This is a genomic window from Streptomyces sp. Isolate_45 (assembly GCF_024721315.2).
Classification (GTDB): Bacteria; Actinomycetota; Actinomycetes; order Streptomycetales; family Streptomycetaceae; genus Streptomyces.
The window spans coordinates 1-15,619 of record NZ_JANFAK020000178.1; the positions used below are offsets into that span (position 1 = coordinate 1).

At 74.6% G+C, this 15,619-nt stretch carries 2 protein-coding genes; both read left to right on the plus strand.

From position 1 onward, the window contains the following. Positions 1–14,121, plus strand: a 14,121-nt coding sequence (locus tag NOD94_RS34735; protein ID WP_348652370.1) for an SDR family NAD(P)-dependent oxidoreductase, incomplete at its 5' end; no start/stop codon positions are given. A gap of 111 nt (positions 14,122–14,232) precedes the next feature. Continuing rightward, the coding region (locus tag NOD94_RS34740; RefSeq protein WP_281210199.1) for a beta-ketoacyl synthase N-terminal-like domain-containing protein at positions 14,233–15,619 on the plus strand (1,387 nt) is incomplete at its 3' end.

Below are 15,619 nucleotides of genomic sequence, written 5' to 3' on the forward strand. Positions count from 1 at the left end.
CGGCTCACCGTCAGTCACGCGTTCCACTCGCCGCACATGGACGGCATGTTGGACGACTTCCGCCGGGTCGTGGAGGGGCTGACGTACTCCGCCCCGCGCATTCCGATCGTCTCCAACCTGACCGGTGCCCTCGTCACCGAGGGTGAGATGGGTTCGGCCGACTTCTGGGTCCGGCACGTCCGCGAAGCCGTCCGCTTCCTCGACGGCATCCGGGTCCTCGCGGCCCGCAACGTCGTCCACTTCCTCGAAGTCGGCCCGGACACCGTCCTCTGCGCCCTCGCCCCGGACTGCCTGCCCGAGGACACCGGCACGGCCGCCTTCGTGCCGCTGCTCCGCACCGGCCGCCCCGAGAGCGACACCCTGACCGGTGCCCTCGCCCGGCTCCACGTCCGCGGCGTGACCGTCGACTGGGACGCGTACTACACCGGCACCGGCTTCGAGCGCGTCGACCTGCCCACCTACGCCTTCCAGCGCGAGCCCTACTGGCTCGACGCGGGTCGCCCCCCGGGCGACGTCTCCGCGGCCGGACTGGGAGCGGCCGGCCACCCGCTGCTCGGCGCGGCCGTGGCCCTCGCCGACCTCGACGGGTTCCTCCACACCGGCCGGCTCTCGTTGGACACGCACCCCTGGCTCGCGGACCACGCCGTCACGGGGTCCGTCGTGCTGCCCGGCAGCGCGTTCGTCGAGCTGGCCATCCGCGCCGGCGACCAGGTCGGCTGCGACCTCCTGGAGGAACTCACCCTCCATGCCCCGCTCGTGCTGCCCCCGAACGGCGGCGTCCAACTCCAGCTCTGGGTGGGCGCCCCCGACGCCACCGGCCGACGCCCCCTCGGCGTGCACTCCCGACCCGAGCCCGCGGCCGACGCCACCGGGTCCGAATCCGACGCCGTCGGGCAGCCGTGGACCCGGCACGCGGACGGTGTCCTCGCCGTCGGAGCCCCGCAGCCGTCCTTCGCCCCCGACACCTGGCCGCCGGCCGACGCCACACCCCTGAGCCTCGACGAGCTGTACCCCGGGCTCGCCGAGGCCGGACTCCGCTACGGGCCCGCGTTCCAGGGCGTCCGCGCGGCCTGGACGAGCGACGGGGCGACATACGTCGAGATCGAGGCGACCGACGAACAGCGCGCCGAATCGGCCCTGTTCGGATTGCATCCCGCACTCCTCGACGCCGCCCTGCACACCATCGGCCTCGCCGGACTCGTCGAGGACACCGGCCGCGGCCGACTGCCGTTCTCCTGGAACGGGGTGGCCCTGCACGCGGTGGGCGCCTCCACGCTGCGCGTACGACTGTCCGCGACCGGACCGGACACGGTGGCGCTGGCCCTCGCCGACGGAGCCGGACAGCCCGTCGCCGACATCGCCTCGCTCACCCTGCGCACCGTCCCGGACGCACAGCGGACCCCCGGGGCGGGAAGCCCGCACGACCACCTGTTCCGGGTGGCGTGGACCCCGCTGACCCTCCCCGCCACGGCGGACGCGACCGGTCCGGCGGACACGCGCCCTCCGGTGCTCGACGTGCCGTCCGCCGCCGAGGCGTTGGCCACGCTCCTCGACACCGACGGGCCCGCGCCGGCCACGGTCCTCGTACGCCTCCCGGCCGATCGGGAACTCACCCCGGACGCCGTCCGCACGGCCACGCACGACACGCTCGGCCTGCTGCGGCGCTGGCTCGCCGACGACCGGCTCGCCGACAGTCGGCTCGTCCTCCTGACCCGGGACGCGGTCGCCGTCCGCGCCGCCGACCGCGCACCCGACCCCGTCTCCGCGGCCGTCCGGGGCCTCGTGCGTTCCGCGCAGTCCGAACACCCGGGCCGCTTCGTCCTCGTCGACACCGACACCGACCCGGCCTCCGACGCGGCCTCCGACCCGGCCCGCGACCCGGCCTCCGACACCGGCACGGCACCGGTCGAACCGTCCGGCACCCTCCTCGACGCCGTCCTCGCCCGCCCGGAGCCGGAGGTCGCCCTGCGCGAGGGCGCCGCGTACGCACCCCGCCTGGCCCGGGTTCCCGCCGGCGACGGAAGCCCGGCCGAGGCTCCCGCGTACGACGCCGAGGGCACCGTCCTCGTCACCGGAGCCACCGGTACCCTCGGGCGAATCGTCGCCCGGCACCTCGTCGCCGCACGCGGCGTACGGCACCTGCTCCTGCTGAGTCGCCGCGGGGACACCGCGCCCGGCGCGGCGGAGCTGACGCGCGAGCTGACCGCGCTGGGCGCCGACGTGACCTGGGCGGCATGCGACGCCGCCGACCGGGAGGCGCTCGCCGCCGCCCTCGGGGCCGTCCCCGCCGCCCACCCGCTGCGCGCGGTCGTCCACACCGCCGGGGTCCTCGACGACGGCGTGATCGAATCGCTGACACCCGAACGCCTCGACACCGTCCTGCGGCCCAAGGCCGACGCGGCCCTCCACCTACACGAACTGACCCGCGACCTCGACCTCACCGCGTTCGTGCTCTTCTCCTCGGCCGCCGGCGTGTTCGGCGCGCCGGGCCAGGGCAACTACGCCGCCGCGAACTCCTTCCTCGACGCCCTCGCCCAGCACCGCCGCGCCCTCGGCCTCCCGGCCGTCTCCCTCGCCTGGGGCCTGTGGGAGGACACCGACGGCATGGGCGGCGCCCTGGACCGGGCCGACCTGGAACGCATGAGGCGCGGCGGCGTCCAGGGGCTCACCGCCTCCGACGGCCTCGCCCTCCTCGACCTCGCCGACGCCCTCGGCGCGAACGCAGGCGCCTTTGACGGCACCACGGGCGACGCCCCCGCATCCGACGGCACCGCCGGCGTGGAGCACGCGCTCCTCGTCCCGATGCGGCTCACCCCGCCCGCCGGCGGCGCGGACGTGGCCCCGTTGCTGCGCGGCCTCGCCCGCACCCCCGTACGTCGCACGGCAGCCTCCGGCCCCGCCCGGACCGGGGCGGAGCCGTCCGGGCTGGAACGGAGCCTCCTCGGCCTCGACGCGTCCGGGCGGGAGCGGCTGCTCCTCGACCTGGTGCGCGGCCACGTCGCCGACGTGCTCGGCCACGACGGTCCGGACGCCATCGAACCCGAACACGCCTTCAACGACCTGGGCTTCGACTCCCTCACCGCCGTCGAACTCCGCAACCGGCTCGGCGCGGCCGTCGGCCACCGACTCCCCGCCACCCTGGTCTTCGACCACCCGACCCCGCTCACCCTGGCCCGTCACCTCTCCGCCGAACTCGGCGGCGGCCCCGACGCGGCCCACGGCCCGGCCGCCGTCCCCGCCGCCGGAGGCACCGGCGGCGCCGACGATCCGATCGCCATCGTGGCGATGAGCTGCCGCTACCCCGGCGGCGTGACCACCCCCGAGGAACTGTGGCGGCTGCTGGAGGGCGGCGGGGACGCCATCACCGGCTTCCCGGCCGACCGGGGATGGGACGTCGACTCCCTCTACCACCCCGACCCCGACCACCCCGGTACCTCGTACACCCGCCACGGCGGATTCCTGCACGACGCCGCCGCGTTCGACCCGGCGTTCTTCGGGATCAGCCCGCGCGAGGCCGTCGGCACCGACCCCCAGCAGCGGCTGCTGCTGGAAACCACCTGGGAGGCCTTCGAACGGGCCGGCATCGACCCCGCCACCGTGCGCGGCAGCCGGACCGGCGTCTTCGCCGGCGTCATGTACCACGACTACGCCGCCCTGCTGGAGCGGTCGGCGGACGGCGCGGACGGCTCGCTGGGTTCGGGCAGCACCGGCAGCATCGCCTCGGGGCGCGTCTCGTACACCTTCGGCCTCGAAGGCCCCGCCGTCACCATCGACACCGCCTGCTCGTCGTCGCTCATCGCCCTGCACATGGCCATCCAGTCCCTGCGCACCGGCGAATGCGACCTGGCGCTGGCCGGCGGTGTCACCGTCATGGCCACCCCGGGGACGTTCGTCGGCTTCAGCCGCCAGCGCGGCCTGTCGGCCGACGGCCGCTGCCGTGCCTTCTCGGCGGGTGCGGACGGCACCGGCTGGGGCGAGGGCGCCGGCATGCTGCTCGTGGAGCGGCTGTCGGACGCCCGCCGCAACGGGCACCCGGTGCTGGCGGTCGTACGCGGCTCGGCCGTCAACCAGGACGGTGCGAGCAACGGCCTGACCGCGCCCAACGGGCCCTCGCAGCAGCGCGTCATCCGTGCGGCGCTGGCCGGCGCCGGCCTGACCGCCGCCGACGTGGACGCCGTCGAGGCCCACGGCACCGGTACGACCCTCGGCGACCCGATCGAGGCACAGGCGCTCCTGGCCACCTACGGCCAGGACCGGCCCGACGGCCGGCCGCTGCTGCTCGGCTCCATCAAGTCCAACATCGGCCACACCCAGGCCGCCGCCGGCGTCGCCGGCGTCATCAAAATGGTCATGGCGATACGGCACGGAGTGCTGCCCCGGACCCTGCACGCGGAGCAGCCGTCCCCGCACGTGGACTGGTCGGCAGGCGCCGTCGACCTGCTGACGGAGTCGGTGCCGTGGCCGGAGACGGGCCGCCCCCGCCGGGCCGGCGTGTCCTCGTTCGGCATCAGCGGCACCAACGCCCACACGATCATCGAACAGGCCCCCGCCGACACAGAGGCCGGCACGGGCGCCGCGACCGGCACCGACGCCCCAACGGACGCCGGGGCGACCCCGGGCGTGTTCCCCCTGCCGTTGTCCGGCCGCACGGGACGGGCCCTCGCCGACCGGGCCCGCGCCCTGAGCGCCCACCTGGACGCCCACCCCGACCTCGAACTCGCCGACCTCGCCCACTCACTGGCCACGACCCGCGCCGCCTTCGACCACCGCGCGGTGATCGTGACGCCGGACCGCACCACGGCCACCACCGCCCTCGACGCCCTCGCCGCCGGCCGCACCGCCCCCGCACTGACCCGGGACACGGCCGGTAGGAGCGGCCGCACCGCGTTCCTGTTCACCGGACAGGGCAGCCAACGCCTCGGCATGGGGCGCGAACTGTACGAAGCCCACCCGGTGTTCGCGTCCGCCCTCGACGCGATCTGCGACCGCGTCGCACTCGAACCACCCCTGAAGGACGTGCTGTTCGGCACGGACCCCGCACTGCTCAACCGTACGGAGTACACCCAGCCCGCGCTGTTCGCCGTCGAGGTGGCCCTGTTCCGACTCCTCGAATCGTGGGGCGTCCGACCGGACTTCCTGTCCGGCCACTCCATCGGCGAGATCGCCGCCGCGCACGTCGCGGACGTCCTCACCCTGGACGACGCGTGCCAACTCGTCGCAGCGCGCGGCCGGTTGATGCAGGGACTGCCGGGCGGCGGCGTGATGATCGCCGTCCAGGCGTCGGAGGAGGAGATCCTCCCGCTCCTCACGGACCGGGTGGGCATCGCCGCCGTCAACGGCCCCCGAGCCGTCGTGATCGCCGGTGACGAGGACGCCGCGACGGCCGTCGTCGAATCCTTCCCCGACCGGAAGACCAAGCCCCTCACCGTCAGCCACGCCTTCCACTCGCCCCACATGGACGGCATGCTCGACGCCTTCCGCGAGGTGGCCGAACGACTCACCTACCGTGCCCCGCGCATCCCGATCGTGTCCAACCTGACCGGCGCCCTGATCGCCGACGGCGAGATGGGTACGGCCGACTTCTGGGTCCGTCACGTCCGCGAGACGGTCCGCTTCCTCGACGGCGTCCGCACCCTGGAAGCCGCCGGCGTGACGACGTACATCGAACTGGGCCCGGACGGAACCCTGTCCGCCCTCGCCCAGGACTGCGTCACCGACCCGACCTCGGCCGCCTTCGCCGCCACGATGCGCGCCGACCGCCCCGAACCGGAGACCACGACCTCCGCGCTCGCCCGGGCACACGCCCGGGGTGTCACGATCGACTGGAACGCCTACTTCGCCGGGGCCGGGGCCGGGGCCGGCGCCAAGCGCGTCGACCTGCCCACCTACCCCTTCCAGCGGGAGCGCTTCTGGCCGGAGACCGGCACCCCGCTGCCCGGGGACGCCACCGGACTCGGCCTCGCGGCCGCCGGCCACCCCCTGCTGGGCGCGGCCGTCTCCCTCGCGGACGCCGACGGGCACGTCCTCACCGGCCGGCTCTCGCTGCGCACCCACCCCTGGCTCGCCGACCACGCCGTCATGGGATCCGTCCTGGTCCCGGGCACGGCCCTCGTCGAACTGGCCCTGCACGCCGGAGACCGGGTCGGGGCCCCCGCCCTCGACGAACTGACACTCCAGGCACCGCTGGTCCTGCCGGACACCGGCGACGCCGTCGAGGTCCAGGTCACCGTGGGGGCACCCGACCCCTCGGGCCGCCGCCCGGTCGCCGCGTACTCCCGCCCGGCCGGCGCCGACGACGAACCCTGGCTGCGGCACGCCGCCGGACTCCTCGCGGACGAGGTGCGCGCCGCCGGCGCCGACCTCGCCGTCTGGCCGCCCGTCGGCGCCACCCCCGTCCCGGTGGACGAGGCGTACGCACTGCTCGACGCCGCCGGACTCGCGTACGGGCCCCTGTTCCGCGCCCTGCGTTCGGCCTGGCGGGGCGACGGCGAACTCTTCGCCGAACTCTCCCTGACCGGCGGCGCGCAGGACGCAGCCGACACGTTCGGACTGCACCCCGCACTGCTCGACTCCGCACTGCACGCCCTGGCCCTCGACGGCTCCCTCACCGCCGGCCCGGACACCGACGCCGACGCCGCGCAGGGCGCCCGGCTGCCCTTCGCGTGGAGCGGCGTACGGCTGCACGCGGCCGGCGCCGCGGCCGCCCGGGTCCGCCTGGCTCCCGCCGGTCGGGGCGCCGTCTCCCTCGAACTGGCCGACCCCGCCGGGCGGCCCGTCGCCTCGGTGGACTCCCTGACCCTGCGAACGGTCTCACCCGACCGGATCGGCGCGGCCGCTCGCGACCGCCGCCCGGATTCCCTCTTCCACGTCGAGTGGACGCCGCTCCCGACGGACCGGACAACTGCCGACATCCCCTCGCGGGCCGTCGTAGGCGGGCCGGTAACCGGCCTGGACTGCACCGAGTACGCCGATCCGAGCGCCCTGGCGGCCGCGGAGGGCGACGTACCGGACCTGGTTTTCGTCACCACCGGCCCGGCACCCGCCGACATCGTGCTCCCGGAAGCGGTGCACGCGCGGACGGCCGAGGGGTTGGCCCTCGTCCGGTCCTGGCTCACCGAGGAACGGTTCGCGTCCTCACGCCTGGTGTTCGTCACCCGGGGCGCCGTACCGGTGGCCGGTCCGACGGCCGGGCCCGTCCACGATCTCGCGGACGCCGCGCTGTCGGGCCTCATCCGATCGGCCGCCACCGAACACCCCGGACGTTTCGCGCTGGTCGACCTGGCCGCCGACAACACCGACCTGCCCGAACAGGCGCTCATGACGGCCCTCGCCTCGGGCGAGTCCGAGGTCGCGGTGCGCGACGGCGCGGTCCTGGTGCCGAGGCTGGTGCGTGCGTCGGTCGGCGCCGACGCCCCCGCTCCGGAGTGGGATGCCGCGGGCACGGTGCTGGTGACGGGTGCGAGTGGTTCGCTGGGTGGGCTCTTCGCCCGTCACCTGGTGGCCGAGCATGGTGTGCGGAACCTGTTGCTGGTGAGTCGTCGTGGTGGGGCGGCCGAGGGCGCGTCCGAGTTGTCGGCGGAGTTGGCCGGTCTGGGCGCCGAGGTGTCGTGGGCGGCGTGTGACGTCGCCGATCGTGCCGCGCTGGCGGCCGTACTGGCGGCCGTTCCGGCGGAGCATCCGCTGACGGGTGTCGTGCATACGGCCGGTGTCCTGGACGACGGGGTGATCGGTTCCCTGACCGGCGAGCGTCTGTCGGCGGTCCTCCGCCCCAAGGTCGACGCGGCCTGGAACCTGCACGAGCTGACCCGCGAACTCGACCTGTCGGCCTTCGTGCTGTTCTCCTCCGCGGCCGGTGTGTTCGGTGGCGCCGGGCAGGCCAACTACGCGGCGGCGAACACCTTCCTGGACGCCCTCGCCGCCCACCGCAACGCCCAGGGCCTGGTGGGCACCTCCCTCGCCTGGGGCCTGTGGGCCGAGACGGGCGGCATGGGGGACACCCTCGCCGCCGAGGACGTCTCCCGGCTCGGCCGGGGTGGCGTGAGCGCCCTGACGGCCGCGGAGGGTGTGGCCCTGTTCGACGCCGCGCCGGCCACCGGACGGTCACTGCTGGTGCCGGTCAAGCTGGACCCGGCCGCACTCCGCGTCCAGGCGGGCGCCGGCATGCTCCCGCCGCTGCTCTCCGGCCTCGTCCGCACACCCACCCGCCGGGCCGCCGGTGTCGCCGATGTCGACACCCCGGCCGCAGCACTCGTCGGCCTGTCGGACGCGGAACAGGCGCTATTCGTACTGGAGTTGGTGCGCACCCAGGTTGCGGCCGTGCTCGGTCACGCCGGGCCCGGGGCGGTCGAGGCCGACCGGTCCTTCCGCGAGCTGGGCTTCGACTCGCTGACCGCCGTCGAACTGCGCAACCTGCTGGGCTCGGCCACCGGCCTGAGGCTGCCCGCCACCCTCGTCTTCGACTACCCGACCTCGACGGTCCTGGCCGACCACCTGCGGTCCGAGCTGCTCGGAGCGGCGCCCGCGGCGTCGCGGACGGCGGTCGCCGTCACCGTCCGGGACGACGAGCCCATCGCGATCGTCGGACTGGGCTGCCGCTACCCCGGGGACGTGCAGTCGCCCGAGGACCTGTGGCGGCTCGTCCTGGACGGCCGGGACGTCGTCTCCGGGTTCCCCGAGGACCGGGGCTGGGACGTCGACGGCCTCTTCGACGCCGACCCCGGCCGGGAGGGTACGAGCTACGCCCGCGAGGGCGGCTTCCTCGCCGAGGCCTCCGCCTTCGACCCGGCGTTCTTCGGGATCTCGCCGCGCGAGGCCGTCGCGATGGACCCGCAGCAGCGCCTGCTGCTGGAGACCTCGTGGGAGGCGTTCGAACGGGCGGGCATCGACCCGCGGTCCCTGCGCGGCAGCAGGACCGGCGTCTTCGCCGGTGTCATGTACCAGGACTACGCCTCCAGGCTGGCGGCACTGCCCGAGGGCGTCGAGGGATTCCTCGGCACGGGCAACGCCGGCAGCGTCATCTCCGGCCGGCTGTCGTACACCTTCGGCCTGGAGGGGCCGGCCGTCACCGTCGACACGGCCTGCTCGTCCTCCCTGGTGGCCCTGCACCTCGCGGTGCAGGCCCTGCGGAGCGGGGAGTGCTCACTCGCCCTCGCGGGCGGCGTGACCGTCATGGCGACTCCCGCGGCCTTCGTCGAGTTCAGCCGACAGCGGGGCCTCGCGGCCGACGGCCGCTGCAAGGCCTTCTCCGCCGACGCCGACGGCACGGGCTGGGCCGAGGGCGCCGGCGTCCTGCTGGTGGAGCGGCTCTCGGACGCCCGCCGCAACGGTCACCCGGTGCTGGCCGTGGTCCGGGGTACGGCGATCAACCAGGACGGCGCCTCCAACGGCCTGACGGCTCCCAACGGTCCGTCGCAGCAGCGCGTCATCCGCCAGGCCCTGGCCAACGCGGGTCTGTCGGCCGCCGACGTCGATGCCGTGGAGGCGCACGGTACGGGCACGACCCTCGGCGACCCGATCGAGGCCCAGGCCCTCCTGGCGACCTACGGCCAGGAGCGCACCGCTGACCGGCCGCTGCTCCTCGGTTCGATCAAGTCGAACATGGGCCACACGCAGGCCGCCGCCGGCGTCGCGGGCATCATCAAGATGGTCATGGCGATGCGGCACGGGATCCTTCCCAGGACCCTCCACGTCGACGAGCCGACCCCGCACGTCGACTGGACGGCCGGCGCCGTCACGCTCCTGGAGTCGGCCACGGACTGGCCGGAGACCGGGCGCCCGCGCCGCGCCGCGGTCTCCTCCTTCGGATTCAGCGGCACCAACGCCCACGCCATCATCGAGCAGGCCCCCGAACCGGCCGGACCCGCGGCACGGACCGCACCCACCCGGACGCCGGGCAGCCTGCCGTGGATCCTCTCGGCGAAGGACGACCCTGCCCTGCGCGACCAGGCCGCGCGCCTGGTGGCCCACGTCGCCGCACACCCCGACCTGTCCCCGACCGACATCGGCCACGCCCTGGCCACGACCAGGGCCGGCCTCGACCGGCGGGCCGCGGTCGTCGCCGAGGACCGCGACGGGTTCCTGACGGGTCTCGCGGCGCTCGCCGCGGCCGACCGGTCCGCCCACGTGCTGGAGGACTCGCCGACCCCCGGGAAGCTCGCCTTCCTGTTCACCGGACAGGGCAGCCAACGGCTCGGCATGGGCCGCGAACTGTACGATGCCTTCCCGGTGTTCGCCGCGGCGCTGAACGAGGTGGGGGAGCGGCTCGACCTCGGAACGCCCCTGCGCGATGTCCTCTTCGGGACGGACGCGGCCCTGCTGGACGAAACGCGTTTCACGCAGCCGGCGCTGTTCGCAGTCGAGGTGGCCCTGTTCCGGCTCCTCGAATCAATGGGTGTGACACCGGACTTCGTGGCCGGTCATTCCATCGGTGAGATCGCCGCCGCGCACGTCTCCGGGGTGCTGTCCCTCCCCGACGCCTGCGAACTGGTGGCGGCACGCGCCAGGTTGATGCAGGCACTCCCGTCCGCTGGTGTGATGATCGCCGTACAGGCGTCGGAGGAGGAGATCCTCCCGCTACTGACCGCCCGGGTGAGCATCGCGGCCGTCAACGGTCCGCGCTCGGTCGTGATCGCCGGTGACGAGGACGCCGCCCCGGCCGTCGTCGCCCCGTTCCCCGACCGGAAGACCAAGCGCCTCACCGTCAGCCACGCCTTCCACTCCCCGCTGATGGACGGCATGCTCGACGCCTTCCGCGAGGTGGCCGAACGACTCACCTACCGTGCCCCGCGCATCCCGATCGTGTCGAACCTGACCGGCGCCATCGTCACCGACGGCGAGATGGGTACGGCGGACTTCTGGGTCCGGCACGTCCGCGAGACGGTCCGCTTCCTCGACGGCGTCCGCAGCCTGGAAGCCGCCGGCGTGACCACCTACCTCGAACTCGGTCCCGAGGGCGTCCTCTCCGCCCTCGCCCAGGACTGCCTCACCGAGGCCGTGGACGTCGCCTTCGCACCCGTCCTGCGCGCCGGCCGCCCCGAGGAGGCCACCCTCGCCACGGCCCTCGCCCGCGCCCACCTGCGGGGGATCGCTGTCGACTGGCAGACCTACTACTCCGGCACCGGCGCCCGCCGGGTCGACCTGCCCACCTACGCCTTCCAGCGGCAGCGGTACTGGCTGGAGGCGCCCGCCCATGCCCTCGCGGGCGACGTCGCCTCCGCCGGCCTCGGCGCGACCGCACACCCGCTCCTCGGGGCGGCGGTCGACCTCCCGGACTCGGACGGCTTCCTCTTCGCCGGGCGGCTCTCCCTGCGCACCCACCCCTGGCTGGCCGATCACCGCGTCGCGGGAACCGTCCTGCTGCCGGGCGCCGCGCTCGTCGAACTGGCCGTCCGCGCCGGCGACCACGCCGGCTGCGGCCGCCTCGACGACCTCATCCTCGAAGCACCCCTGGTGCTCCCCGAGACGGGCGGAACGCAGCTGCGGCTCGCCGTGGCCGCGCCCGACACCCACGGACGCCGGGCCCTCCAGATCTACTCGCGCCCCGAACAGGCCGCCCCCGACGAGCCGTGGACCCGGCACGCCGACGGCGTCCTCGCCCCGGACGCCCAGGACACCGACACCGGCGTCCAACCCCTGGCGGAGTGGCCGCCGGCCGGCGCCGTCGACTGCCCCGTGGACGGACTGTACGAGGGCTTCGACGCCATCGGACTCGGCTACGGCCCCGCCTTCCGCAACCTGCGCCGCGCCCACCGGCTCGGCGACCACGTCTACGCCGAGGTCGCCCTGGACGCGGACCGCCTCGCGGAAGCCGCCCCGTACGGCCTCCACCCGGCGCTCCTCGACGCGGCCCTGCACGCCGTCGGACTCGGAGAGTTCTTCCCCGAAGGCCCGCAGGGCGCGCGGCTGCCCTTCTCCTGGGACGGCGTACGGCTGTACGCGGCCGGCGCCTCCACCCTGCGCGTACGGATGACACCCGCCGGCCGGGACGCAGTGGCGCTGACCCTGTGGGACGGGGCGGGACAGCCCGTCCTGAGCGTCGACTCGCTCGTCCTGCGCCCCCTGGCCGCCGACGGCATCGCCGCCGGCCCCGTACGCGAGGCCCTGTTCCGGATCGACTGGACCACCCTGCCCCTCACCACGACGCAGTCGCCGGCCGACGGCCGATGGGCGCTGCTCGGCGCGGACCCGCTCAAGGTGGGCGCCGCCCTGGAACGGGCCGGAGTCCTCGACGACCCGTCCGAGGCGACCCACGCCGACCTGAGCGCCCTCGGCGAAGCCTTCGACCTCGCCGAGGCCCTGGGTGAGGAGGTACCGGAGAGGGTCCTCGTCACCCCGGCCGCCGACCTCGCGCCGACGGACCCGGCCACCGCCGCCCACGCCGCTACCCGCCACGCCCTCGAACTGGTCCAGGGCTGGCTGGCCGACGACCGGTTCGCCGCATCCCGGCTCGCGATCGTCACCCGCGGCGCCGTCGCCACGGACCCCGACGGGGACGTGACGGACCTGCCGCAAGCGGCCGTGTGGGGTCTGGTGCGCTCCGCCCAGGCCGAGCACCCCGACCGGTTCGTCCTGATCGACCTCGACGAGGAGGACGGATCCCACCGCGCGCTGCCCGCGGCGCTCGCAACCGACGAGACCCAACTCGCACTGCGCGAAGGGGTCGTACACGCCCCCCGGCTGGCCCGCGCCACGCTGACCCCGGCCGAGCCCGCGCAGCCGGACGGCGCCCCCGCCGGCCGTGGACCGGACCCCGAGGGCACCGTCCTGATCACCGGAGCCACCGGCACCCTCGGCGGCCTCCTCGCCCGGCGCCTCGTCACCGAGCACGGCGTGCGCCACCTGCTGCTCACCAGCCGCCGCGGCGGCGCGGCACCCGGCGCGGCACAACTCGGTGACGAACTGGCCATGTTGGGCGCCCGCGTCACCTGGGGCGCCTGCGACACCGCCGACCGGGACGCCCTGGCCGCACTGCTGGACTCCGTACCGGCCGCACACCCACTGACCGCCGTCGTGCACACCGCCGGTGTACTCGACGACGGAACCGTCACCTCACTCACCCCCGAACGGGTCACGAAGGTGCTGCGGCCCAAGGCCGACGCCGCCTGGAACCTGCACGAACTGACCCGGGAACTCGACCTGTCGGCGTTCGTCCTGTTCTCCTCGGCGGCAGGCGTGTTCGGCAACGCCGGCCAGGCCAACTACGCGGCCGGCAACACCTTCCTCGACGCGCTCGCCCAACACCGCCGGGCACAGGGACTGGCGGGCCTCTCGCTCGCCTGGGGCCTGTGGGACGACGAGGCCGGTATGGCCGCCGGCCTCGACGACCAGGACCGGCAGCGCCTCGAACGCGGCAACATGAACGCGCTGTCGCAGTCCGACGGACTGGCCCTCTTCGACGCCGCGCTGTGGGACTCGACGACCCCCCGGGAGGGCGACGCACCGCGGACCACGAGCCTCCTCGTGCCCGCCCGACTCGACCTGGCCACCCTCCGGGCCCAGGCCGGCGACCACGTCGCACCCCTGCTGCGCGGCCTGCTCCGTGCACCCGTACGCCGCAGGACGAGCGGCGGCGCGACCGCCGAAGCCCCGGGCTCCACGGCGCAGCGGCTCGCCCAACTGCCGCCCGCCGAAAGGGACCGGGTACTGCTCGACACGGTCTGCACCCACGTCGCCCAGGTACTCGGCCACAACGGCGCGGCCGCCATCCAGCCGGGCAGCGCGTTCAAGGAACTCGGCTTCGACTCGCTGACGGCGGTCGAACTGCGCAACAGCCTCGGCGCGGCCACCGGACTGCGACTCCCGGCCACGCTCATCTTCGACCACCCGACCCCCGAGCAACTCGCCGGCCACCTGCGCACCGCACTCGCCCTCGACGGCGACGGACCAGCCGTCTTCGACGAACTCGACCGGCTGGAAGCCGCGTTGGGAGCGGCGGAGGCGACGGACGCCGACAGCGTCACCAGGTCGCGCATCACGATGCGCCTCCAGGCCCTCATGTCCAAGTGGCACACCGGCCAGGACACCGGCCGCACCACGGCCGACGAGGACACCGACGACGACCTCGACACGGCCACCGACGACGAGCTCTTCGACCTGCTCGACGACGAACTCGGCGCTTCCTGAGCCGAAGCGCCGGCGAGCCCGCCGGGCGCGGCACCACCCGTGCCCGCCCGGCACCCCCGACCACCACGGACAGACCCGTACGACCGCCTCTCTGGCATGGAGCCCACGCACATGGTGAACGAGGACAAGCTTCGCGACTACCTCAAGCGGGCGACCGCCGATCTGCGCCAGGCCCGCAGGCGGTTGCGCGAAGTCGAGGAACAGAACCAGGAGCCCATCGCGATCGTCGCGATGAGCTGCCGCTACCCGGGCGGTGTCCGCACCCCCGAGGACCTGTGGCAGCTCGTCGCCGACGGCCGTGACGCGATCTCCGGATTCCCGGCGGACCGCGGCTGGGACGTGGAAACGCTCTACGACGCCGACCCCGACAGCGCCGGATCCAGCTACGTCAGCGAAGGCGGATTCCTCTACGACGCCGCCCGCTTCGACCCCGCGCCCTTCGGCATCTCCCCGCGCGAGGCCATGGCGATGGACCCGCAGCAGCGACTGCTGCTGGAAACCTCGTGGGAGGCGTTCGAACGGGCCGGCATCGACCCGACGTCGATGCGCGGCAGCCGGACGGCCGTCTTCGCCGGCGTGATGTACCACGACTACACCGCCCGCCTGGACTCCGTCCCCGAGGGCGTCGAGGGCTTCCTCGGCACCGGCAGCTCCGGAAGCATCGCCTCCGGCCGGGTGTCCTACACGTTCGGCCTCGAAGGCCCCGCCGTCACGGTCGACACGGCCTGCTCGTCCTCCCTGGTCACCCTGCACCTCGCGGTGCAGGCCCTGCGGGCGGGGGAGTGCACCATGGCCCTCGCCGGCGGTGTCACCGTCATGGCGACCCCAGCCACCTTCACCGAGTTCAGCCGCCAGCGCGGCCTCGCCTCCGACGGCCGCTGCAAGCCCTTCGCGGCCGCCGCCGACGGCACCGGCTGGGGCGAGGGCGTCGGCATGCTCCTCGTCGAGCGACTGTCCGACGCGCAACGCAACGGACACCCCGTACTGGCCGTGATCCGCGGCAGCGCCATCAACCAGGACGGTGCCTCCAACGGGCTCACCGCCCCCAACGGCCCGTCACAGCAGCGCGTCATCCACCAGGCCCTCACCAACGCCCGCCTGGCGGCCGCCGACGTGGACGTCGTCGAGGCGCACGGTACGGGCACGACGCTGGGCGACCCGATCGAGGCCCAGGCCCTCCTCGCCACGTACGGCCAGGACCGCCCGGCCGACCGCCCGCTGCTGCTCGGCTCCATCAAGTCGAACATCGGACACACACAGGCCGCGGCAGGTGTCGCGAGCATCATCAAGATGGTCGAGGCGATGCGCCACGGCATCGTGCCGAAGACCCTCCACCTCGACGAGCCCACCCCCCACGTCGACTGGAACGCGGGCGCCGTCTCCCTGATCGGCGAGACCATCGCCTGGCCCCGCACCGATGCCCCGCGTCGTGCGGGTGTGTCGTCGTTCGGGTTCAGCGGGACGAACGCGCACGTGATCGTGGAGCAGGCGCCGGTGT